At 63.8% G+C, this 24,157-nt stretch carries 15 protein-coding genes; 8 read left to right on the top strand and 7 right to left on the bottom strand.

Translation table 11 applies throughout. From position 1 onward, the window contains the following. Positions 1-80: 80 nt before the first annotated feature. Positions 81-1,181, bottom strand: coding sequence for a sugar diacid recognition domain-containing protein (locus tag JYG36_RS14025; protein ID WP_045201980.1), 1,101 nt, complete (start codon positions 1,179-1,181; stop codon positions 81-83). A 161-nt stretch (positions 1,182-1,342) separates the two neighbouring features. Between JYG36_RS14025 and JYG36_RS14020 the strand changes: the two genes are divergently transcribed. Then, positions 1,343-2,677 (top strand): MFS transporter, encoded by a 1,335-nt coding sequence (locus JYG36_RS14020; protein ID WP_093382740.1) that lies wholly within the window; start codon positions 1,343-1,345, stop codon positions 2,675-2,677. A 111-nt stretch (positions 2,678-2,788) separates the two neighbouring features. After that, positions 2,789-3,796, top strand: coding sequence for an aldo/keto reductase (locus JYG36_RS14015; RefSeq protein ID WP_213601201.1), 1,008 nt, complete (start codon positions 2,789-2,791; stop codon positions 3,794-3,796). Here the strand turns inward: JYG36_RS14015 and JYG36_RS14010 are convergent. The 3 genes from JYG36_RS14010 to JYG36_RS14000 form a co-directional block, all read right to left on the bottom strand. Then, positions 3,774-6,353 (bottom strand): PAS domain-containing hybrid sensor histidine kinase/response regulator, encoded by a 2,580-nt coding sequence (locus JYG36_RS14010; RefSeq protein WP_249744351.1) that lies wholly within the window; start codon positions 6,351-6,353, stop codon positions 3,774-3,776. The two genes, JYG36_RS14015 and JYG36_RS14010, sit on opposite strands and share 23 nt — an antisense overlap. Then, positions 6,283-7,446: a nitric oxide-sensing protein NosP gene (gene nosP / locus JYG36_RS14005; RefSeq protein ID WP_213601198.1), complete on the bottom strand. Its 1,164-nt coding sequence runs from the start codon at positions 7,444-7,446 to the stop codon at positions 6,283-6,285. The genes JYG36_RS14010 and nosP overlap by 71 nt, the downstream gene beginning before the upstream one ends. 152 nt (positions 7,447-7,598) lie before the next feature. Further along, on the bottom strand, positions 7,599-8,780 hold the full coding sequence (locus JYG36_RS14000; protein WP_213601196.1) for a porin: 1,182 nt from the start codon (positions 8,778-8,780) through the stop codon (positions 7,599-7,601). Positions 8,781-9,119: 339 nt separating this feature from the next. Here JYG36_RS14000 and JYG36_RS13995 point away from each other — a divergent pair, with 339 nt between their 5' ends. Together JYG36_RS13995 and JYG36_RS13990 are read left to right on the top strand one after the other, a co-directional pair. Next, positions 9,120-10,190, top strand: coding sequence for an enoyl-CoA hydratase/isomerase family protein (locus tag JYG36_RS13995; protein WP_045201970.1), 1,071 nt, complete (start codon positions 9,120-9,122; stop codon positions 10,188-10,190). A 16-nt stretch (positions 10,191-10,206) separates the two neighbouring features. Next, positions 10,207-11,358, top strand: coding sequence for an acyl-CoA dehydrogenase family protein (locus JYG36_RS13990; protein WP_213601194.1), 1,152 nt, complete (start codon positions 10,207-10,209; stop codon positions 11,356-11,358). Between the two features lie 84 nt (positions 11,359-11,442). Here the strand turns inward: JYG36_RS13990 and pedF are convergent, their stop codons facing one another. Further along, a complete protein-coding gene (gene pedF / locus JYG36_RS13985) occupies positions 11,443-11,880 on the bottom strand; it encodes a cytochrome c-550 PedF (protein WP_045201967.1) in 438 nt (145 codons plus the stop codon). 260 nt (positions 11,881-12,140) lie between these two features. On the opposite strand from pedF, the gene exaA reads away from it, so the two are divergent. Beyond that, a complete protein-coding gene (gene exaA, locus JYG36_RS13980; protein WP_213601192.1) occupies positions 12,141-14,012 on the top strand; it encodes a quinoprotein ethanol dehydrogenase in 1,872 nt (623 codons plus the stop codon). A gap of 78 nt (positions 14,013-14,090) precedes the next feature. Then, entirely contained in the window at positions 14,091-14,729 is a 639-nt protein-coding gene (locus tag JYG36_RS13975; protein WP_045201964.1) for a pentapeptide repeat-containing protein, read from the top strand. Here JYG36_RS13975 and JYG36_RS13970 read toward each other — a convergent pair. After that, the gene (locus JYG36_RS13970) at positions 14,726-15,352 is read right to left on the bottom strand and encodes a response regulator transcription factor (RefSeq protein ID WP_093382718.1); all 627 of its coding nucleotides are present in this window, start codon (positions 15,350-15,352) and stop codon (positions 14,726-14,728) included. The two genes, JYG36_RS13975 and JYG36_RS13970, sit on opposite strands and share 4 nt — an antisense overlap. A gap of 161 nt (positions 15,353-15,513) precedes the next feature. Here JYG36_RS13970 and JYG36_RS13965 point away from each other — a divergent pair, with 161 nt between their 5' ends. Then, entirely contained in the window at positions 15,514-16,179 is a 666-nt protein-coding gene (locus tag JYG36_RS13965) for a response regulator transcription factor (protein WP_045201960.1), read from the top strand. A gap of 546 nt (positions 16,180-16,725) precedes the next feature. Beyond that, complete coding sequence (locus JYG36_RS13960) at positions 16,726-17,787, top strand: 3-deoxy-7-phosphoheptulonate synthase (protein WP_213601190.1); 1,062 nt, start codon at positions 16,726-16,728, stop codon at positions 17,785-17,787. Between the two features lie 105 nt (positions 17,788-17,892). Here the strand turns inward: JYG36_RS13960 and JYG36_RS13955 are convergent, their stop codons facing one another. Next, positions 17,893-24,111 carry a hypothetical protein gene (locus JYG36_RS13955; RefSeq protein WP_213601188.1) on the bottom strand — a complete coding sequence of 2,073 codons (6,219 nt, stop codon included), beginning with the start codon at positions 24,109-24,111 and terminating at the stop codon, positions 17,893-17,895. Positions 24,112-24,157 lie beyond the last annotated feature (46 nt).

Genomic DNA, 24,157 nt, shown 5'->3' with positions numbered 1-24,157 from the left:
CTGACAGTTGGGCTGCAAGAGTGCGTCGGTCGGATGCACAAAAACCGCCCGCGCTTGTTTGGCACTTGGCCAAAACCGCCTCAGTTGCCGGCTGGCAGCAACTGCAAGCCCAGGTACAGGCTGAGCATCCCTTCCAGGCGCAACGGGTCGACTTCGCTCAGTTCGGCGATGCGCTCCAGGCGATAGCGCAGGCTGTTGCGGTGAATGCCCAGGGCATCGGCGCAGGCCTGGCTCTGGCCATCGTGGGCACACCAGGCGCGCAGGGTTGCCAGCAGCTGGCCGCTGTTGTCCTTGGCACGAATGCGCTGCAGCGGTTCGAGCAGCTCGTCGAGGGCGTCATCATTGCGATGGCGCCACAGCAACGCTGGCAGCCGGTAGCGGCTCAAGGTCAGCAGGCGCTCGGCCGGCAGCACTTCGCGGCCATAGGCCAGCAAGTCGCGCACCCGCCGATAACCCCGGCGCAGTTGCTCCAGGCTTTGCGCCGGCGAACCTGCGGCCAGGCGCTGCACCTGCCAGCCATGGCGTTGCAAACGCTCCAGCAGTTTCGGTTCATCCAGCACCACGGTGGCGGGCCGGCACCAGAGCAGCGACTGGCGCGCGGGGCTTACGCACCAGCTGTCCGGGTAGCGGCTCATCAACCAGCTGGCCAACGCCTCGGCCGCAGGCCCGGCGTCCAGCTCAAACAGGCAGGGAATGCGCGGCAGTTGCGGCTTGAGGCCCAGCTGGCGAGCCTCATCGACCAGCCGCGGCGAATCGCCAGAGCCGCCCAGCAGCAATGCCAGCAGGTCGTCGCAGCGCTGGCGCCGCCACTGCTGCTCGACCTGCAGGTGACGCTGGGCCAAAAGCATTTCGGCGGTCATCCGTACCAGCTCGCCATAGGTGCGCAACTGCTGCGGATCACCGGTCAGGCCCAGCACACCGATCAAGCGCCCGTCGAGCAGCAGCGGCAGGTTGACCCCGGGCTGCACACCCTTGAGGCACTTGGCCGCTTCGACGTCGAGCTCGACGATTCGACCGTTGGCCAGCACCAGCTGCGCACCTTCGTGACGGGTGTTGATGCGCTCGGGCTCGCCACTGCCGAGGATCAGGCCCTGGCTGTCCATGACGTTGACGTTGCACGGCAGAATCGCCATCGCCCGCTCGACGATGTCTTGCGCCAGGTCATGGTCCAGTTCGAACATGGGAGGATCCTTGTTGTCGCAATGATTGGTCCGGGGCACAGCAGGCCGCACGAATTGCTGTGCAAAAGCACAAAGACAGCCACGGTCCGCTCACCGAGACTCGTCGCAGCAGCCGCCTCGATGCAGGCTGCGGCGATAAACATAACAACAGAGAGAGAATCATGTCATACAGCCCTGCCCCTGACCAAGGCCAAGACGTCACCCGCAATGCGCTGTATCGGCGCATCACCTTGCGGCTGATTCCGTTCATCTTCATCTGCTACCTGTTCAACTACCTGGACCGGGTCAACGTCGGCTTTGCCAAGTTGCAGATGCTCGATGCGCTCAAGTTCAGCGAAACCATCTACGGCCTGGGTGCCGGGATTTTCTTCATCGGCTATGTGCTGTGCGGGCTGCCCAGCAACCTGGCACTCAACCGCTTCGGCCCGCGGCGCTGGATCGCGCTGATGATGATCGCCTGGGGCACGCTGTCGACCTGCCTGCTGTTCGTCACCACGCCCATGGAGTTCTACGTCCTGCGCCTGTTCACCGGCGCCGCCGAAGCGGGCTTCTTCCCCGGCATCGTGCTGTACCTTTCGCGCTGGTTCCCGGCCACCCGTCGCGGGCGGATCATGGCCCTGTTCATGTCGGCGATCCCGGTGTCGGGCTTGCTCGGCGGGCCGTTCTCGGGCTGGATTCTCAATCATTTCGCCGCCGGCCAGCATGGCCTGGCCGGCTGGCAGTGGATGTTCCTGATCCAGGGTCTGCCCACCGTGCTGCTGGGCTTTCTGGCGATCTTCCTGCTCAGTGATGGTTACGCCAAGGCCAAATGGCTAAGCCCAGCCGAACGCCAGATCATCGAAACCGACCTCAAGGCCGATGCCGCCAGCAAGCCGGTGACCAGCAGCGACAGCCTGCTGTCGGTGTTTGCCAACCCGCTGATCTGGACCTTCGGTTTCGTCTACTTCTGCATCCAGAGCGGGGTCTATGCGATCAACTTCTGGCTGCCGTCGATCATCAAGAACCTGGGTTTCAGCGACGCCCTGCTGATCGGTTGGCTGAGCGCCATCCCCTACCTGCTGGCCGGGGTGTTCATGCTGCTGGTCGGGCGCTCGGCAGACCTGCGCAACGAGCGCCGCTGGCATCTGGTGGTGCCGATGCTGATGGGTGCCCTGGGCCTGCTGATCGCGGTGAACTTCGGCCACAGCCCGGTGATTGCGATTATCGGTTTGAGCATTGCCACCATGGGCGCCCTCACCGGCCTGCCGATGTTCTGGCCAATGCCCACCGCACTGCTCAGCGCCGGTACCGCAGTGGCGGGCCTGGCGATCATCAACTCGGTCGGGCAGATGGCCGGCTTTCTCAGCCCCTACCTGGTCGGTTTCATCAAGGACCAGACCGGCTCGACCGATGCCGCGCTGTATTCGCTGGCGGGCTTGATTGTGTTTGGTAGTTTGGTGGCGCTGCGGGTTTCGCGGGTGCGGGCTGCCGGGGCGGCGGCCGAACCGGCGAACTGAGGCAAGCCCGCTCCTACATAATGTAGGAGCGGGCGTGCCCCGCGATGCTTTAAATCAAAGGTGGAACTGTGTAAAACAGATCGAATTCCAATCGCCAAAGGCCTTTCGATCATGATTTACCGTCCACTGGGCCAAAGCGGCCTGCAGGTGTCGGCACTGACCCTGGGCAGCATGATGTTCGGCGAGCCGACCAGCACCGAAGACTCGCTGCGCATCATCGCCAAGGCCTGGGACCAGGGCATCAATTTCATCGACACCGCCGACGTCTACAACGCCGGGCGCAGCGAGGAAATCGTCGGCGAGGCCATTGCCCGCCACCGCCACGACTGGATCCTCGCCTCCAAGGTCGGCTTCGGCCCTGCCGAGGGCCTGCCCAACCGTAGCGGCTTAAGCCGCAAGCACATCTTCAATGCCATCGAAGCCAGCCTGACCCGCCTGGGCACCGATTACCTGGACATCTACTACCTGCACCGCGAAGACCACAACACCCCGCTTGAGGTCACCGTCAGCGCCATCGGCGACCTGCTGCGCCAGGGCAAGATTCGCCACTGGGGTGTGTCCAACTTCCGCGGCTGGCGCATCGCCGAGCTGTGCAACCTGGCCGAGCGCCTGGGCGTGCCCAAGCCGGTGGCCAGCCAGCCGCTGTACAACATCGTCAACCGCCAGGCCGAACCCGAGCAGTTCAGCGCCGCCGCCCATCACGGCCTGGGCATCGTGCCCTACAGCCCGCTGGCGCGCGGCGTGCTCAGCGGCAAGTACGCGCCCAATGCCAGCCCCGATGCCAACAGCCGCGCCGGACGCCAGGACAAGCGCATCCTGGAAACCGAATGGCGCCCAGAATCGCTGCAGATCGCCCAGCAGATCCACGCCTACCTGCAGCCCAGGGGCATCGGCATGGTCGAGTTCGCCATCGCCTGGGTGCTCAACAACCGCGCGGTCAGCTCGGCGATCGTCGGCCCGCGCACCGAAGCCCAGTGGGACACCTACAGCGGCGCGCTGGCGGTGCAGATCAGCGCTGAAGACGAAGCCTTCATCGATTCGCTGGTGACCCCGGGCCACGCCTCGACTCACGGCTACAACGACAGCGCGCACTACGTCAGTGGTCGCGTGGCGCGCTGAGTTCGGCGCCGAGCAGGTGGCTGATGGCGGCCTTGAGCTTCATCGGCCGCACCGGCTTGTGCATCAACGTATGGCCGCGCTCGCGCACCTGTTGTTTTAGCTCGTTGCTGTAATTGGCGGTGATCATCAAGGCCGCCAGCGGTACAGGCCGCTGGGCATTGATCGCCGCCACCGCATCGACGCCGTTGCGGCCGTTGTCCAGGTGGTAATCGGCGATCAGCAGGTCGGCTTCGGCGCTGTTGCAGGCCACCTGGCGCGCCAGGTCCTGCTCGCTCAAGGCCGTCACCACCTCGCAGCCCCACTGCTCGAGCAAGGTGCGCATGCCGGCGCAGATCGCCGCGTCGTTATCCAGCACCCAGATACGCGCGCCTTCCAGGCGTTCGCGCAGCGGCTCGCTGAGGTCGGGTTCGGCCAGCCGCCTGGGTGCCTGGAGGCTGCAGGGTACTTCGACGGTAAACACCGAGCCCTTGCCCGGCACTGAACGCAATTGCAGGCGGTGGCCGAGAATCCCGGCGATCTTGTCGACGATGGCCAAGCCCAGGCCCAGGCCGCGATCCTGGTCCGGGCGCTGCGCATCACCACGACGAAACTCCTCAAACACCTCTTCGCGGCGCTCTTGGGCAATGCCGATACCGGTGTCCCAGACCTCGATCGACAACGCCTTGGCGCGCCGCCGGCAGCCGAGCAGCACGCGGCCGCGCGGGGTGTAGCGGATGGCATTGCTGAGCAGGTTGCGCAGTATCCGCGCCAGCAACTGGATATCGCTGTGCACGCTCAGCCCACAGGGCACATAGGCCATGCGCAGGCCCGCGCTGGCGGCGGCATGAGCAAATTCGGCGGCGAGGTTGTCGAGCAGGTCGCTGACGGCGAAGCTGGCAAGGTCGGCCTTGATCACCCCGGCGTCGAGCTTGGAGATATCCACCAGGGTGCCGAGCAGGTTCTCGACGTCATCCAGCGAGTTGCTGACATTGCGCACCAGCGCAGGGTTAGCGCTGCTCTGTTCGAGCAAGGCACTGGTGAACAGCCGCGCCGCGTTCAAGGGTTGCAGCAAGTCATGGCTGACGGCGGCGAGGAACTTGGTCTTCGACAGGTTGGCCTGCTCGGCTTGCTGCTTGGCCTTGCTCAGTTCGGCGGTGCGTTCGCGTACCCGCACTTCGAGGTTCTGGTAGGCCTGGTGCAGGGCCTCGGCACTGCGCCGGCGTTCGGTGATGTCGCGAATCAGCACGAAAATCCCAACCACCTCGCCACTGGCCAGGCGGTTGGGCACGTAGGAGCGCAGCATGTAGCGTTCCTGGCCGTTGACGTGGGTCTCGGCGCATTCGAACGTCACGCTCTCGCCGGCCAGCGCCCGCTCGATGTAACCCTCCAGGCGCTGGTAGTGCCCGGGGCTGTGCACCTCGCGCAGGTTCTGCCCGAGCATCACCCCCGGCGGCCAGCAGTACCACTGCTCGTAGACCTTGTTGGTGAACTCGTAGACCAGCTCGGCATTGAGGTAGGCAATCAGCGCCGGCACATGGTCGGTGATCAGCCGAATCCAGCGCTCGCTTTCGCTCAGGGCTTGCGCGTGCTGGTAGCGTTCGGTGATGTCGGTGAAAGTGTTGACGAAACCGCCGGTGGGCAACGGATGGGTACGGATTTCCAGCATGCGTCCGTCGAACAGGCGCTGTTCCAGTTCATGCACACAGCGGCCATTGCCGTCGCGGCTGGCCGGGGTCAGCAAGGCCAGTTCGCTGTCGGCGATCACTTCGGTAAAGGATCGGTGGGCGGCGATCGGCGCCAGGCCGCTGAGTTCGAGAAAACGCCGGTTCCACAGTTCCAGCACGCCGTCGGCATTGACCATGGCCACGCCCTGGGACAGGTTGTCGACCGCCCGTTGCAGCAAGTAGGACTTTTGCGCCACCGCCTGCTCGCGGCGCCGGGTTTCGCTGTGCTTGACCTCGGTGATGTCGGTGAACAGCATCACCCGCCCGCCGTCCTGGGTTGGCCGCTCGCTGACCTGCAGCCAGCGCCCGTTGTGCAGACGGTACAGCAGGTGTTCGTCGCTGACACCGCGCAGTTCTTCGCGCAACAGGCCGCTGCTGTGCATCAGGCGCTTGACCTCGGCCAGGCGCATGCCGCTGATGATGCGCAAGCGGCTGCCGGCCCAGAAGGCTTTGAAACGGCTGTTGAAGAGGACGATGCGCAAGTCCGGGTCGAACAGCACAAAGGCGTCGGAGATGCTTTCGATGGCATCGACCAGGTGCTGGTGAGCGGTTTCCGCGCGCAGCCGGGCCTCGCTGAGCAGGTGGTTGCTGGCCTTGAGCTCGACCAGGGTCTGGTTCAGGGCATCGGTGCGCTCGCGTACCTGTTCGGCCAGCACCACCGAATGCTGGAACGCCGCATAGGAATCGTCCGGGCGCGCCGCCCCCGACTCCAGGCGCTCGATCAGCGCAGCGTTGATGCGCAGCAGCTTGTGGTTGGCCCGTTGCAGCTCGGCCAGGCGCGGGTCACTGTTCACACTGGCCTCGGGGCCGGCCGATGGCAACGCCGGTGAAGGTCTGGTTGATGTGCATGCCATTGAACTGTTCCCCGTAGGAGTTGAAACCCAGCACCCGCTGACTGCGCAGAAAACGGCCGACCTCGGCCAGGCTGTCGCTGCCTTCGAGCTCCAGGCGGCGCAGGAAGCAATCGCAGCCGATGGTCAGCAGCAAGGGCCCGAGGCGTTGTTGCAGGCCGCTAAACAGGTGCTGCAGATTCGGCAACAGCGGCCCCGGACGCATGGCGGTGAGGACGATGCCGTTCTCCACCGCGCAATAGAAACTCAGGCTCAGGTCCTCGTGCACCTGCTGGATGGCGCGCACGTAATAACGCTCGTTGATGCGCACCGCCAGCGGGTGGGCGGCGAAGGTGCGGTGATTGATCTGGCTGACCGGCACGCCGATCAACTGCGCGTATTCAAGCGCTGCCGGTTCGGCGTTGAGCTCGTAGACCCGGCGCAACTGGCGATCGGCGCGGGTGATTACCAGTTTTTCACTGCGCGGCTCGATGTGATGGGTGGTGAACACCTCGAACTCAAGCCCGGTGTTGACCAGCAGCACCACCGCAGCGCCACTGCGAAAGGCGCCGTCGAAGTACACATGGGTGTGGTGCAGATGATTGTCGTCACCGGCCGAGCCACCGAAATGCGGGATATCGCCCAACGCCGCACTGAGTGCCGCCAGCACGGTTTCTTCACGGCTGGACAGGCCGTCGAGCAGGGTCAGGGCAAAGCTGTGGCCCTTGATCGGCGCCAGGGTATTGCTACGACACTCGCCCACCAGGCGCTCGACCGTGGCCTGGGCCTGGATCAGGCTGAACGCCGGCATGGCGTCGATCAGTTCGGCGGCGATGGAAAACTGCCGGTGATCAAAACCCAGGGCGGTGATGCAGCCACGGCCGTAACCGTCGGGGGTAAGTTCGCCGGCACTGGTGCAACCGGCCAGGCGAATGCCGCCGAAACTCTGTTGCAGGGCCTGGGCCAGGGCCGGCAGGTCGTACTCGGCGGAGCAGAAGAACAACACGAAACCCAGGTGCGGGTGCAGCAGCTGGCTGGCCAGTTCCTGGGCGGCAAGCTCGGCGGCGCTGGCCCGCGACACGGCACTGATCACGCCCTCGGCCGGGAACTGCTGCATGGGTGCCTCCTGGGTGGGCATTGATCGATGCAGGCAGTTTAGGCAGGCGCGGTAGCGCGCCGAATGCTACTTGGGTACTGGGTATGGGTGGCATTGGTTGTAGAGCGGGTAGCCTCATCGGGGGGCGAGCCCGCTCCTACCGGTCAATGCGTTTACCAGGTCAGCACCGCGCCCACGGCGAAGGTATCGGTGTCTTCATTCTGCGCATCGCCTTCATGGCCGTCGATCTCGAACTGGTTGTACTCGGCGACCAGCTTGAGGTTGTCGTTGATGTCATGAAACAGCGCTATGCCACGGGTTTCATAGTCGGCGCCGGTGTTCACTGCGCCATTGCCGTCATCCCTGGTCTTGCCATACGACAGCGCCAGACGGTTCTTGCCGAGCTTGTACGAGCCCTGAAGCAGATAACCCTTGCTGTCGACCTCACGCAAGGTCGCCTCGCCGGCGTTATTGGTGAAGAACGGGTTGATGCCCTTGGCGGTAAAACCTGAGCCGGTCAGCGACAACCCGCCGATCTTCGCCTGCACGCCATAGCCGAGGCCCTTGGAAGTCACCGAATTGACGCTGCTGTCGGTGTTGTCCGAGGTCTGGTAGGTGCCGTTGAGCCAGCTATAAATCTGCGCGCCGCCGAGGTCGGCCTGGTAGGTGATCTCGCTCTCGGTGCGCGGATTTTCCTGGTAGGCCTTGCCCACCGCGCTGTCGTCGTTGGTGTCCACCGGGTCGAGGATCCCCACGGCAATGCGCAAGCCGTCTAACACCGGCGTGCGGTAGGTGATCTGCGAGGTCGGGAACGGGTACGGGTAGCCGCTGCCGATGTTGCCGAACGACACCCCGCCGCCATCGACCAGGCCCAAGGTGTCGCTGACCTGGCCGTAGCCGGCGAGCAACTCGTCGAGGAGGATGTTGGAGCGGGCGAACAGGCCGAAGTCCTTGCCGATCAACACCTCGCCCCATTCGGGGTTGGCCACGGTGCCGTAGAACTGGCGCACGTCGATGGCGGTGTCGGTGCCGTTGGTTTCGCTGTCGTTGATGGTCACCCAGAACGAGGCCCGGCCGCCGAGCTTGAGGTCATCGACCTGGCGGGTCATGTTGAAGCCCAGGTAATTGGGCAGAAAGCCCATCTTCACCCGCGACTGGCGACGGTCGTATTGCTCCCCGGCGCGGTCGACGTCGCTGTTGACGTAGAAGGCGTTGATGTAGCCGTCGGTGGAAAAGGTCGTCTGCTCCTTGTCGTAGAGCATGATCTCGGCGCCGGCCAGCGGGCTCAGGCCCAGGGCGGCAAGGCTGGTCAGCAACGGCAGGAAACGGCGATTGGCATTGTTATTGTTGTGCATGGCGCTCTCCGCAAAACGGGGGGACAGATGTCGGAGGCGATTATCGAAAGGCCCGGCAAGCGGCCATACCCTGCCTTGGCGGCGCTCCCGTGCTGCTTTGGCGCAACCGGCCCGGCTGCCCGCAGGCGGAACTAATCCCTTGCCCGTCAGTGTCACAAGGCTAAAGTGGCAAGACCCGGTGCGTTAGGCGCGCCCACCCATGCAAAAATGCAGACTGAGCCTGCAGATTTACGGATTGTATTGGGCAAATTTGCACTGATACGATCCTTCGATCCTCTAGCGCCTATCCAGACCGTGTTAAAACACGTGGAAAATCAATAACAAAGCAGGGAGAAAGCGATGACCGCGCACGCTCAAGCGCCAACCGACGTCCATGTACTGGCCGAGGTTCGCAACCATATCGGTCACTTGACCCTCAACCGCCCCACCGGCCTCAACGCCCTGACCCTGGACATGGTCCGCCGCCTGCAGCGCCAACTTGACGCCTGGGCCACGGACTCACAGGTGCATGCCGTGACCCTGCGCGGCGAAGGCCCGAAAGGTTTCTGCGCCGGCGGCGACATCCGTTCGCTGTACGACAGCTACAAGGCCGGTGACAGCCTGCACCGGGATTTTTTCGTCGAGGAATACGCCCTCGACCTGTGCATCCACCATTACCCCAAGCCGGTGCTGGCACTGATGGACGGCTTCACCCTCGGCGGCGGCATGGGCCTGGCCCAGGGCGCCGACCTGCGGGTGGTCACCGAGCGCAGCCGCCTGGCCATGCCGGAAACCGCCATCGGTTATTTCCCGGATGTTGGCGGCAGCTACTTCCTCTCGCGCATTCCCGGCGAGCTGGGCATCTACCTGGGGGTCAGCGGCGTCCAGGTGCAGGCGGCCGATGCGCTGTACTGTGGCCTGGCCGACTGGTACCTGGACAGCAGCAAACTGGCCAGCCTCGATGAGCGCCTCGACACCCTGAGCTTTGGCGAACACCCGCTCAAGGACCTGCAAGGGGTGCTGGCCAAACTCGGCACCCAGGTGCTTGAAGACGCACCGCTGGCCAGGTTGCGCCCGGCCATCGATCACTTCTTCGCCCTGCCCGACGTTGCCAGTATCGTCGAGCAACTGCGCGCCGTGACCGTGGCCGACAGCCATGAATGGGCACTGAAAACCGCCGATCTGCTCGACAGCCGCTCGCCGCTGGCCATGGCCGTGACCCTGGAGATGCTTCGTCGCGGCCGTCACCTGAGTCTTGAAGACTGCTTCAAGATGGAGCTGCACCTGGACCGCCAGTGGTTCGAGCATGGCGACCTGATCGAAGGCGTACGCGCACTGATCATCGACAAGGACAAGCAGCCACGCTGGAACCCCGCCACCCTCGCCGGCCTCGACCGCCAGCGCGTGGATCAATTCTTCGAAGGTCTCTGAGGCCTGGAGTACGCAGATGCAAGACCTGGAACTGACTGAAGAACAGATCATGATCCGCGACATGGCCCGGGACTTCGCCCGTGGCGAGATCGCCCCCCATGCCCAGGCCTGGGAAAAGGCCGGCTGGATCGACGATGGCGTGGTGCAGAAGATGGGCGAGCTGGGCCTGCTGGGCATGGTCGTGCCCGAGCAATGGGGCGGCAGTTACACCGACTATGTCGCCTACGCCCTGGCGGTCGAAGAGATCGCCGCCGGCGATGGTGCCACCGGTGCGCTGATGAGCATTCACAATTCGGTGGGCTGCGGCCCGCTGCTCGCCTACGGCAGCGCCGAACAGCAACAGACCTGGCTTGAGCGCCTGGCCAGCGGCCAGGTGATCGGCTGCTTCTGCCTGACCGAGCCGCAAGCGGGCTCCGAGGCCCACAACCTGCGCACCCGCGCCGAGCTTAAGGGCGATCACTGGGTGATCAATGGCGCCAAGCAGTTCGTCAGCAATGCCCGCCGTGCAGGGCTGGCGATCGTCTTCGCGGTCACTGACCCGGAGCTGGGCAAAAAAGGTATTTCGGCGTTCCTGGTGCCCACCGACAACGAAGGCTTCGTGGTCGATCGCAGCGAGCACAAGATGGGCATCCGCGCCTCCGACACCTGCGCGGTAACCCTCAACAACTGCCGTATCCCGGCAGCCAACATGCTCGGCGAGCGCGGCAAGGGCCTGGCCATTGCCCTGTCCAACCTCGAAGGCGGGCGTATCGGCATCGCCGCCCAGGCCCTGGGCATTGCCCGCGCGGCATTCGAGGCGGCGCTGGTGTATTCGCGTGACCGTATTCAGTTCGGCAAGCCGATCAACGAGCACCAGAGCATCGCCAACCTGCTGGCCGACATGCAGGTGCAGATCAACGCCGCACGGCTGTTGATTCTCCACGCCGCACGCCTGCGCAGCGCCGGCAAGCCATGCCTGAGCGAAGCCTCACAGGCCAAGCTGTTCGCCTCGGAAATGGCCGAGCGGGTGTGCTCCAAGGCGATCCAGGTGCATGGCGGGTATGGCTATCTGGAAGATTACCCGGTCGAGCGTTACTACCGCGATGCGCGCATTACCCAGATCTACGAAGGCTCCAGCGAAATCCAGCGCATGCTGATTGCCCGGGAGTTGAAGCACTACACCTTGTAAACACGGCCTACTGCAGGAGCGGGCTTGACCCGCGATGCGATATCACTGTTGAGTCGCTATCGCGGGTCAAGCCCGCTCCTACAGTCACTCCTCGACATGCACGCTGTCGAGGTAACTGCGCACCGCCCATAAGGCTTCCTGGCTGAGGTAGTCAGCCATCTTCGGCATGTACACCCGGCCATCGCGTACTGCGCCATTGCGCACCCGCTCGACAAACCATTCATCACCGGCAGCGCCTTCGTCGAGCAAGCGCAGGTCCGGGGCGATGCCGCCGGACTTGGCTTCAAGGCCGTGGCAGGCGGCGCAGTTCTGGTTGTAGGCCGAAGCACCGATGGACACCGCCTCGTCGTGGTCCTTGCTGTTGCGGTAGGGGTTTTCTGCGCGCCACTGCTCACCGAGCTTTTCCAGGTTGCCGGTGTTGACCGCGGTCGGCGTCACGTTGCCATGGGCAAAAGCCCCGGCGCTGCTCATCAGGCTGGCGCTGACGATCAGGCTCAACCAGGCGTTTTTTGCTGTTTTCATTGTTCTGCCCTCGACTGCTGTTTGCACGCAAAAACCTCTCGGCTGAAAGGTTGTGCCGGCATCTTAGAAACGTGCTGGCGAGGCCCCCATGCTGCTTTGGTGGCCGCAGCCTCCTCCCTTGGTAGTAGCGCTTGTGGGGCAGTGCCAAATCATGCCCGGCCTGGGAAATTTTCCCGTAAAGACCGGGAGATTTTCCGTATCGATCGCGCCCTTGGCGTTCCAGGCTATGCAGGCCAAAACCTTCATTGGGAACTCCAACCATGACAATAAGATCGTTACCCGCCGCACTTTCCCCGCTGACTGCTGCCGTGCATACCGTCCTCCTGCTGGGCAGCCTGGCCCTGGCCCCGCATGCCCTGGCGAAACCTGTGAGCTGGGAAGACATCGCCGACGACCACAAGAGCACCGGCAACGTGCTGCAGTACGGCATGGGCACCAATGCCCAGCGCTGGAGCCCGCTGGCCCAGGTCAACGACCACAACGTGTTCAAGCTGACCCCGGCCTGGTCGTACTCTTTTGGTGACGAGAAGCAGCGCGGCCAGGAGTCCCAGGCCATCGTCAACGACGGCGTGATCTACGTCACCGGCTCGTACTCGCGGGTGTTTGCCCTCGATGCCAAGACCGGCAAACGCCTGTGGACCTACAACCATCGCCTGCCCGACAACATTCGCCCGTGCTGCGACGTGGTAAACCGCGGCGCCGCCATCTATGGCGACAAGATCTACTTCGGCACCCTCGACGCCCAGGTCATCGCCCTGAACAAGGACACCGGCAAGGTGGTGTGGAAGAAAAAGTTCGGCGACCACAGCGCCGGCTACACCATGACCGGCGCCCCGACCCTGATCAAGGACCAGAAGAGCGGCAAGGTGTTGCTGATTCACGGCAGCTCCGGCGATGAATTCGGCGTGGTCGGCCAGCTGTATGCCCGCGACCCGGAAACCGGCGACGAGGTGTGGATGCGGCCCTTCGTCGAGGGCCACATGGGCCGCCTGAACGGCAAGGACAGCACCCCCACCGGTGACGTCAAGGCGCCGTCCTGGCCGGATGATCCGAACACCGAGACCGGCAAGGTCGAGGCCTGGAGCCATGGCGGCGGCGCGCCGTGGCAGAGCGCAAGCTTCGATGCCCAGACCAATACCATCATCGTCGGCGCCGGCAACCCGGGGCCGTGGAACACCTGGGCGCGTACCTCCAAGGATGGCAACCCGCACGACTTCGACAGCCTCTACACCTCGGGCCAGGTCGGTGTCGACCCCTCGACCGGCGAAGTGAAGTGGTTCTACCAGCACACGCCTAACGACGCCTGGGACTTTTCCGGCAACAACGAACTGGTGCTGTTCGACTACAAGGACAAGGACGGCAAGCAGTACAAGGCCACCGCCCATGCCGACCGTAACGGCTTCTTCTACGTGGTCGACCGCACCAACGGCAAACTCAAGAACGCCTTCCCGTTCGCCGACAACATCACCTGGGCCAGCCACATCGACCTCAAGACCGGCCGCCCGGTGGAAAACCCCGGCCAGCGTCCGGCCAAGCCCGAACCTGGGCAAACCAAGGGCAAGCCGGTAGAAGTCTCGCCACCGTTTTTGGGCGGCAAGAACTGGAACCCGATGGCCTACAGCCAGGACACCGGCCTGTTCTATGTGCCGTCGAACCAGTGGAAAGAGGAGTACTGGACCGAGGAAGTCAACTACAAGAAAGGCTCGGCCTACCTGGGCATGGGTTTCAGGATCAAGCGCATGTACGAGGACCACGTCGGCTCGCTGCGGGCCATGGACCCGACCACCGGCAAGATGGTCTGGGAGCACAAGGAGCGCCTGCCGCTGTGGGCCGGGGTGCTGGCGACCAAGGGCAACCTGGTGTTCACCGGTACCGGTGATGGCTACTTCAAGGCCTTCAACGCCAAGACCGGCGAGGAACTGTGGAAATTCCAGACTGGCAGCGGCATCGTCTCGCCGCCGATCACCTGGGAACAGGACGGTGAGCAGTACATCGGCGTGACCGTCGGCTACGGCGGCGCGGTGCCGCTGTGGGGTGGCGACATGGCCGAGCTGACCAAGCCGGTGGCCCAGGGTGGCTCGTTCTGGGTGTTCAAGATCCCGGCCTGGGATACCAAGACGGCCCAGCGCTAAGCCCATCGCCGGCCAAGCTCGCTCCGTGTTGGAGCGGGCTTGGCCGGCGATAGCCATCTCACAGCCCAGGAGATCCCCATGAAATACCTCCCGCTCTTGCTCACCCTCGCCTGCACCGCCGCCCTCGCCGACGACGACGCGCCATTGACCATCAACGGCTGCACCATCGCCCAGGAGAGCCAGTGCCCCAACGCCAACCTGCGCAACGCCGACCTCAGCAACCAGGACCTGCGCAAAATGAACCTGGCCGGTGCCGACCTGCGCGGGGCGAATTTGCGCCACGCGCGCCTGGACCTGGCCAACCTGGAAAAAGCCCGACTGCAAGGCGCCAACCTCACCCGCGCCAGCCTGCAGCAAAGCAACCTGCGCCTGGCCGACCTGCGCGATGCCAGGCTGATTGCGGTACAGGCCTGGGGCATGTTCGCCCAGGGCGCCAACTTCGAAAACGCCGACTTGAGCGCCGCCTACCTGGAGTTCGCCCGCCTGTCCGGGGCCAAACTGCACAATAGCAAACTGCAGGCCGCCGACCTGGAAATGACCTGGTTGAGCAAGGCCGACCTCAAGGGCGCCAACCTTGCCGATGCCAATCTGCAAGAAGCCAAGTTCGGCGAAAGCAACCTGGAGCAGGCCGACCTGCGCGGCAGCCGCCAGCATTACGCCAACTTCCAGGACAGCAACATGCAAGGCTGCCAGGGCTGCCCGACCACCTGGGACTAGGCAACCACCCGCAGCAAGCCGGCCTCGATCGCCAGGCGCACCATCTGCGCCTGGGAGGCCACCTGCAATTTGCTTTTGAGCAGGGTCAGGTAGTTGCTCACGGTCTTGCTGCTGATGCACAACTGCTCGGCGATCAGTCGGGTCGGCGTGCCCTTGGCCAGCATCAGAAAGATTTCCGTTTCACGTTGGGTCAGGCCGTGAATGCCAGTATCGCCTGGCTGACAGACAAGCTCGGTGGCCAGTGCCTGTTCGATGTAGGCATGCCCGCAAAGCACCCGGCGCACCGCTTCAAGCAGCACGGCAGGCTCCGCCGCCTTGGACAGGTAACCACAGGCGCCGGCCGCCATGGCCTGGCGCACCAGGCCAAGGTCGGTGTGCTCGCTGAAAAACAGCACGCGCAGTTGCGGCAGGCGCTGGCGCAGGCGTCGGGTGGTTTCCACGCCGCTGATACCCGGCAAGTCAACGTCCATGATCACCAGCCCCGGCAACTGCTCGCCGACCTTGGCCAGCGCCTCTTCGCCACTGGCCGCCTCGATCACCGTCATGCCCTCCAGGCCCTGTTGCAGCGCCGCGACCAGGCCCAGGCGCAGCATCGGGTGATCATCCACCAGCAATATCGCCATCTTCGCAGCTCCCGCAGGTTTGCCCCATGCTAGAACGCACGCCTGGGCGCCCGCCTACTACTTTGGTACTGTTTTGCTTGTCGATGGTCGCATTCCCAAAGCGTTGCACCTGGCCTGTAATGAAGGGGTGCAGCACAACCACAACAATAAGGTGCAAAGCCATGTACAAGATTCTGATCGCCGACGACCATCCGTTGTTTCGCGAGGCCATCCACAATGTCATCAGCGACGGCTTTCCCGGCAGCGAGGTGATGGAAACCGCCGACCTCGACAGCGCCCTGGCGATCACTGGCGATCATGACGACCTCGACCTGATCCTGCTCGACCTGAACATGCCCGGTATGCACGGCCTGGGCGGTTTGATCAACCTGCGCAACGAGGCGCCGACCATCCCGGTGGTGATCGTCTCGGCCGAACAGGACAAGCAAGTCGTGCTGCAGGCCATTACCTACGGCGCCGTCGGCTTTATCACCAAATCCTCGCCACGCTCGCAGATGACCGAGGCCATCGAGCAGATTCTCAACGGCAATGTCTACTTGCCGCCGGACATCATCCGCACGCAAAAGAGCAGCAGCCGGCGCAACCAGGGTGACCATCAGGGCTTTGCCCCCGAGCTGCTGCAAGCCCTGACCCGCAAGCAGTTGCTGGTGCTCGAACGCATGACCAAGGGCGAATCGAACAAGCAGATCGCCTACAACCTCGACATCGCCGAAACCACGGTCAAGGCTCACGTCTCGGCGATTTTGCGCAAGCTCAACGTGCACAACCGCGTGCAGGCGATCCTCAGTGCCGGCGACATCGACTTCACCGCTTACCTGCGGCGATAGTCACGCTGCATGACAATCATGCAAATTAGCCATTGAAACCTGGGCAAGGCCTGAAGTAAGCTCGGGCACATCAACTGGAGAGTCACATGTCGCACACCACCCTCACTCACGCTTGCAGCACTGGTCGCCTGTCGCGCCCCGTGGCCGCTGCCGAGTGCGCGACTGTCTCCCCGGCAGCGTTTTATTTTGGGTATTGGTTTAGCCACAGGCGCCGCTGATACCCTCACCGGCGCCCACTTTCAAGGGGCCGCCGAACACGAGAATACTCAACCCCCGGTCGGCCCCCCGACCGGGGGTTTTGCGTTTCAAGGCCCCGGCAATCAACGAATTACATTGAGGAACAGAACATGAACTACGCCACTTACCGTTACCAAAGCTTCAACTTCTGGCGATTTAGCCAATCCCGTTCGGGCCAGCCTGCCGCCTCCGATCGGTCACTTGTTGGTGGCACACATACACATGACGCCAATCCGGCCAACTGTCGAACACCTCGATAGGGCCGAGCGCGCGGGCCAGACCCCGCCAGCCGCCCAGGGAATTCACACCATGCAATCGTCCAACCTCGCTCTGCCACTGTCCGAACCCAGCGCTGCCAACAGCGCCGTCAGCCAACGCCTGCCGAGCCCGATGTTGCTCAAGCAGCAAATGCCGCTTTCCCCCGCCCTCGCCGCCCAGGTCGAAGCCCATCGCCAGGCCGTGCGCGCCATCCTCGATGGCCACGACCAGCGCCTGCTGCTGATCGTCGGCCCGTGCTCGCTGCACGACCCGCGCTCGGCCCGCGAATACGCCCAACGCCTGGCCCGCCTGGCCTCGGAGGTCAGCGACAAGATGCTCCTGGTGATGCGCGCCTACGTCGAAAAGCCGCGCACCACCGTCGGCTGGAAAGGCCTGGCCTACGATCCGCACCTGGATGGCAGCGACGACATGCACGGCGGCATCGCGCTGTCGCGCGGGCTGATGCTGGCCATGCTCGAATGCGGCCTGCCGGTGGCCACCGAGCTGCTGCAACCGATGGCGGCCGGCTACTTCGATGACCTGCTGAGCTGGGCGGCGATTGGCGCGCGCACCACCGAGTCGCAGATTCACCGCGAAATGGTCAGCGGCCTGGGTTTGCCGGTAGGCTTCAAGAACGGCACCGACGGCGGTGTTGGCATTGCCTGCGACGCGATCCGCAGCGCCGCCCACGGCCACCGGCACTTCGGCATGGACGTGCAAGGCTACCCGGCGATTGTCGAGACCCTGGGCAACGCCGATACCCACCTGGTGCTGCGCGGCGGCAGCAAGGGCCCGAACTACGACCGCCAGAGCATCGCCCTGGCCCGCCAGGGCCTGGCCAAAGCCGGCGTCGCGGCACGGATCATGGTCGATTGCAGCCACGCCAACAGCGCCAAGGACCCGCTGCGCCAGCCGGCGGTGTTCAACGAGGTGCTCGAACAGCGCCTGCAGGGCGATACGTCGCTAATCGGCATGATGATCGAGGGCCACCTGTTCGATGGCTGCCAGACGCTGGGCGCGCAGCCGCTCAAATACGGCGTGTCGATCACCGACGGTTGCCTGGGCTGGGATTCGACCGAGCGCTTGCTGCGTGAGGCGGCTGGACGGTTGTGACGCCTTTCAAATAGAGCGGCACGGGTCTGGCTGTTTCGTGCCTATCCTGGCAAGTAAAAAAGCCGCCCCTAGCGGGCGGCCTATCAAGAACACACAAGCCTTGATTCAAGTGAATCGAATGGTTCGAGTTATCAAGGACCCATGCACAAGGTAGCTAACGATGAGTTCGAACGTTAATACAACTGGTTCAGCTCTTGAATGAACTACGTCGATTACAACGTATCCCTCTCGCACCGAACCGACGGGGTAGTACTGCATTCTGATGGTTGCGGCGGCCCCCGGATGCCCCACTACCTGCGCGCCCCCGGAAAGGGTTACCTTGCACCATTGATTGCCATCGAAGTTATGCGTCCTATAGACGATTCGGTTCACGCTTCGCCCATCGGCTCGTGCTCCCGTTGCCGCCATCGCCCAGATGTAACGGCCGCCTAAACTAAGGTAGCTAGAATTGTGTCTGAAGTTCACCTCAGTAGTCACTGGACTGCCGCCATGAGGAGAAACAACCACGCTTATGCTGTAGGCATTGGCGCCCACCCATTCACGCCACTCCCCCCGCTGGTCAAGTGTTACGTCTTTCTGTATTCCTCCATGGTCAAAGTAACCGTTGCCAACCACTCGCAAGGTCGCAACTTGCCCCGGATTGCCCGTCACCAATAATTGGTTGCCCATCGTCGTTTGTGGCGGTATCTTGAGCGAGCCTTCAGCGGTAACCATCACAGCCACCGGGCTCAGCACCCGCATCTCATAAGCAATCACCGGCGCAACGATGTCCTCCACCCTTAAATGAATACTCAGGCGCGAACGGTCAGCCAGGCCTTCAAGGGCCGAGCGCATGATCGAACGTGTGATGCCCCCGCTCACTTCATCCGCAGACACCGGATGCGCCACCAGTAGCGGCAGCGTCCAGCTCCCACCGCTTTTGAGCGTGCCCCGCAGGTCGACCCATACCCGTTGATCCCGGGCAATCCCCTGCCACCTGTCAATCCGCAGGGTGGCGTTGCCGGAAAAGGCTGCCAGTTCCAGCACATTGCTGTCGCGTGCCTCGAGGATCCGCGGATCGGTCAGGCTGATCTGCACCTGCAGGATCTGATACTCACGCACCGGAAACCTGATTGCCTGTGACTCTTCGGCATCCAGACGCAGCGCTACCGCCATTTCCAGAGTTATCCGGCTTTGGTGGGCAAATGCCTGCAAATCCGTCCTGTCCAGGGTAGCGCGTACCCCCCGATTGACTTCACCCGCCGACACCTGCTGCCCTTCCCCCAGACGGATAGTCTTGGGATTACCTTGTACATCGGTGCCATGGCAACGGAACCAGTAGCGCTGGCGCTCATTGATTCCGTTCCACGTCGCCACGGTTGCCAGCGCATTGCCGGGAAAACTCAGCAAATTGAGTGTATCGCCATTGGCCTCCTCGATCCGCGGCCGCGGCGGATTGCTCAACACCGGGCCGATTCCCAGGCGCAGGTAGTCCGAATAGCGCCGACGTTGGCCCAGCTCGCTGACGTGGTAGCGGATGCGTACCTCATGCCCCAGGCTGCGTACCATGTCTCGCTCATACACGGGAAAGCGGATGTCACCGATAAACTGCACATCATAAAAATCGATGATGTTCGCCCCGGCCACCGGGCTCAGCCACTCCATGGTCACCCTTTGCTCTTCCAGCATGCCGTCGTACACCGGAGCCTCGACGTTAGCCACCACAAGGCCGACCGGGTCGAGGGTATCGTTCTCCGCCTCGGGCACGTTCGGGGTGACCAGATCGGGGGCGGTTTCACCGACCCACAGTTTCAGTACTGGCGACTCCCGCGGCTCGCTGCTGCCGTAGAACACCCGGTAGGACAACTCCAGGTACCCGCCCGACAACGCGACGATATGCTCGGGCGGCACGATAAGCGCCACCTCTTTGCCCACCCCAAGTTCAGTCACCTGCCAATCGCGAAAATAAGAATAGGCGTGACCGTTGGCCTGCTTGCCTTGCCAGACCAGGCGTGCCTGCTGGTTGCGGTACATGCCCACCCACGGCGGAACGATCACCTCGGCACGCGACAGGGTGTCAGGGAGGTAATCCTCCTGGCTATCGTTCACCCTCGGCGGCAGCAACTCGGCCGCCTTGCCCCGCACCCCTACGGCAGTGGTTCGCGAAGCAAACTCCTGGCCTTCGCGGGTGACCTTGTAGGAGACATAGGCAAGCCCCCCCGCGATCGACTCGGCGATGCTGTTGGGCACCTCGTGGACAATGGGCCGCGGAGGCGGAATGATGCCTACCGGGTACGGGAGGGATTCATGCGGCGGGATCGCCACCACCTCTTCGGTGAATCCACGAAAGATGAACACCACCTGGTCGCCGACCCGGAAGTCGGGCCGGTCGGCAATCACCGAGACCCCCACATCGGCCCCTTGCAGTTCCCCCAGGTCGAGAAAGCCTTCCTCGTCGAGCCCGGCCACCGCTGGCCGTGGCAGCAACACCAGGCTGACCTCGACAAAGGCGTAACTGGGCAACGAGGCGCCATCGGATTCGTTGCCCACCTCGTCTTCGAGCCAGTACAGCACCAGCAGGCGTTCATCATCGCCCCCGGCCTCGATGGTGGCAAAGTCGACGAACACCGGTATGGTCCTGGCCACTTCGCCTTGCTGGACAACATGAGTGACCTTGGCCCCGCCCCAGCTCAAGTTGAGGACATCACCCGCCTCCATGATGCGCCATTTGTTGACGTACACCGTGATGCCGTCCTGGGCCATTTCCCAGTCGATCAGGCCGAAGGGCACATCTGGCGACATCAGGGCGGCATTATGAGGGCTGCCGGGGATGGGATTGGGCCCGCCGGGCAAGGTGACCTTGACCTTGACCCGCAAACGCGCCGACGCGCGCTTATTGCCGCTCAGCGGCTCGACCGTGAACCATACCTCGCTGACGCCTTTGGGAATGCGGGCAGCGGGCACATACAGGGTGACCGGGTTGTTCAGGTCTATAGGCAGTACAACCGTTGGAATCGGCGTGGCCGGCACCTGTTCATCGCCAAAATGCACATGCAGCTTGTCGCCAACGGCCATGTTCAGGTACGCCTCGATCATGACCATCAGCCCATCGGGGTGGGTTTCCAGGGCCCGCACACCAATGCCGCCATCAAGGCCTGCCGGATGATCGATGAACTCTTTCCATTGCGGAATGCGCACATGGCTGGTTTCGACGCTGGTGATCTGGTTGACACGCATGAACCAGGGAGTACCGTCGGCGGCGACGCCGCGGGTCGCATAGCGCGAGGCCAGGCGGGTGAAGTACAGGGTCTGGCTGAAGCGCGTCCAGCTACCGCCCTGGGGCAGTTGAAACGTCACCGTCACTTCTTCGGCGACGCTGTCGACCACGTCGAACTGGCAATCACCGCTCAGCGCCGTCAACGGCAGGCTGACCACCGGGCCAGGGTGGCCGACAATCCGCGCACTGCCGCTGAGTTCAACCTGCACATAGGTGGCGTTGGCAAAGCCGTCGGCATCGAAGCACACCCGATTGGCCGACCGGCCGTTGGCCAGCGCGCCGCTCGCCGCACGGGCGCGCACACGCTGCTGATCTTGCTGCTGGGCGTACGGGAACACATCAACGAACTTCACCGGCATGTGCTGGGCTTGTGCGCCGCTGATCTGCGCGCTGACCAGCACCGTTTCGGCGTACGGATCTCCCAGCCAGGCGATGAACTCGCCCTGGGCATCGAGAGTGAAGTCCAGTTGCTGGCTGTCGTTGTCGAACTGCGCCGAGCCATTGACGCTGAGACTGCCTTGCGCGCCGGGCCGGCCGGCCAGGGTCACCGCGCAGGTCTGGGTTGGCAGCGACCAGTCCGCCGGCAAGGCCGAGCTGGCCAGGCCGGCATCGGAGATGCCTATGTGCAATTGCCCCTGGCGCACGGTGTAGCTGCGCACCGGACACTCTAGCGCCGCAGCGCCACCGTAGCTGACGCTCAGGTGCAGCGACAACGGGCTGCCATCCTCCAGCGGTTCGAGAAAATCGCGCGGCAACGCCACGCTCAATTCCGCCACCTGCTCGACCGGGCTGTCCTCCCACAGCGCGAGCGTGGCGGTGGCGCTGCGCACTTCCAGCCACACCCGCTGGCCGACGGCCATAAACGGCCAGGCTCTGACGCTGACCTGGGCATCGCCTTCGAACAGGTCCAGGTCCAGCTCGTTGCCGATCGCCTCATCGATCCTCGGGTGCGCCAAGTCGTGATCATTCGGCACGCCGATTTGCACCGCCTGCCTGGGCGATTCGATCGCCGCCAGCTCGTTGCGCAGCACTTCATAATAAAACTGCACCGGGCCGTTGAAGTTCGCCGCCACCGCAGCCGCCGGCACGCTGATGGTGATGCTGCCGCTGTCACTGCCCGCACGCTCCGGGAGGGTGGGAGTGCCGGCGCCCGCCGATCCTTTCCAGTACAGGACGATGCGATCGCTTTCACGCATGCCCGGGTAGCTGATCAGCACCTGGGCGCCATGCAGACCGAGCATCGGGTCGTAACTGCCGTCCTGGGCGCCAATCAGCAGCGGCCGCTCAGGCACCGGCGCCACCGAGCGCAACGCCAGCGCCCGCGCCTGGGACTGTCGCGGCCGCCCGCCCAGCGCCGGCTCGACCACGTAGCTCATCATCACCGTGCTGCCCACCCCGGCCTGGGCGATGGCCTGGGGCACGCGAAAGCTGGGTGCGGCGCCACTGCTGTCGACAAGCTTGGCTTCGCTGTAGCTATGCCCCGGATCCTCAGCTTGCCAGGTAAAGGTGACCTTGTCCCCGGCGCGCTTGCTCGGGTAGTTGATGTTCACCTGCACCCCGAACGGGTAAAAATACGGATCGAGCTCATTGACCGGGTCGTCCAGCTCCGGCGCCGGCAGCAAGCCGGCAGCACTGATGCGCAGCTCCAGCACCGCCGATTGGCGAAAACCGACGCTGCGCGTGCTCAGCATGCGCACCTGGTAGAACACCCTGACCGAGCCCGACTCCAGCAGGTTGATGTGCGCCTTATCGACACTGAACGCCATCTCATCGTCACCTGCCCCCTCGTTATGGGAGACTGCCCGGCTGACCTGGTACAACGTCGGCCGGCCATCACTTTGAGTCCCCTGCCATACCACGGTCACCTGGTGGCCTTGTGTGCGCCCCTGGTACTTGGGGATCATTACCGTGGCCCGGGCAACATCATAGGCCAGCACACCCTCCGGCGCCTGATGGACCCGAGGCACGGTCAGCGCCTTGGGCTGACCTACAAAACCGATGCTCAGGCGCTGCGACTGCTGCTGGCCGCCAGCATTCACCAGCGTGTAGCCCACCACCGCCAGACCACTGGCCAGGGCCCAGGCTTTGTCATTGGGAATGGTGAACGTCAGGGTCTGCGGCAAGGTCCCGCGGATGGTCTGGTCCAGCTCGGTTACGGTCGGCACGCCCGAGTCGATGTAACCGGTAAAGCGCAGCCTGACCGTGTCACCGGTAGCGAATGCCGGCGCGCTGGCCTGCACATGAATCTGCAAGTCGTCGCTGCCCAGCACCTCGAGGTTGATATAGCCCTCGTTATCGAGCCCCGTGACCGAAACGGCCGGCAACTGCGCATGACCGGTGTCGACCACCACCGATACATGCGGCGCCCAGGTCTGGCTGGTGTTGTGGACAATATCGTGCACTTCCCAGGTCACCACCAGGTTGGGGCTGTCACCGGCCTGGAGGATGACGCTGCCGGGCACAGTGAACACCACCGGCTGGTTGAGGTCTGCCTCGACCAGGGTATAACTCAGCATGACCCCGCCCCAGCTCAGGCGGATCACGTCGCCGACCGCGCGGTTCTCATAAAAGTAGACCTGCACCTGAACGCCGTTTTCCAGGTGTTCGGCGGTCACCGGGTTGACACCGACATCCGCCGCCACCAGGCCCTGGTGCCCAGGCTCGGAACCGCCCGGGCGGTCCAGCTTGACCAGGATCGCGAGATCGCGGGAAGGCCCATACTCCACATTGTTGCGGCTGAAGGCATAGCGCACTGTATGTGCACCCGGGGTAAACCGCTCGCTCGGCAGGAACAGGGTCAGCGGCCGGCCGAGGTCGTATCCCTCAAGCACCAGCGGCGCAACGACCGGCGTGCTGTCGGCATCCATGTACACCCGCAACTCATCACCGGCGACCACATCAACGAACGGCGGCACGGTCGCCAGTACGCCACGCGGATCGATGCTCAGAGTATACAGGTTGACACCCGCGTCATGGCCGCTGACCGGTGCTACCGCAGCGAACAGGGACAAGACGGGCAGTTCGCTGGTGGTGGTTGCGTCGACGGTATCGCTTTGCAATTCATTCATGGCAGACATGCCTCGGTGCAGGGGAAACGCGTTGTGGCCCCGCATG

The organism is Pseudomonas sp. SORT22 (assembly GCF_018417635.1).
In the GTDB taxonomy this organism is placed as follows: domain Bacteria; phylum Pseudomonadota; class Gammaproteobacteria; order Pseudomonadales; family Pseudomonadaceae; genus Aquipseudomonas.
Note: the sequence above shows the minus strand (reverse complement) of the source record. Positions and strands in the feature narration are given on the sequence as shown.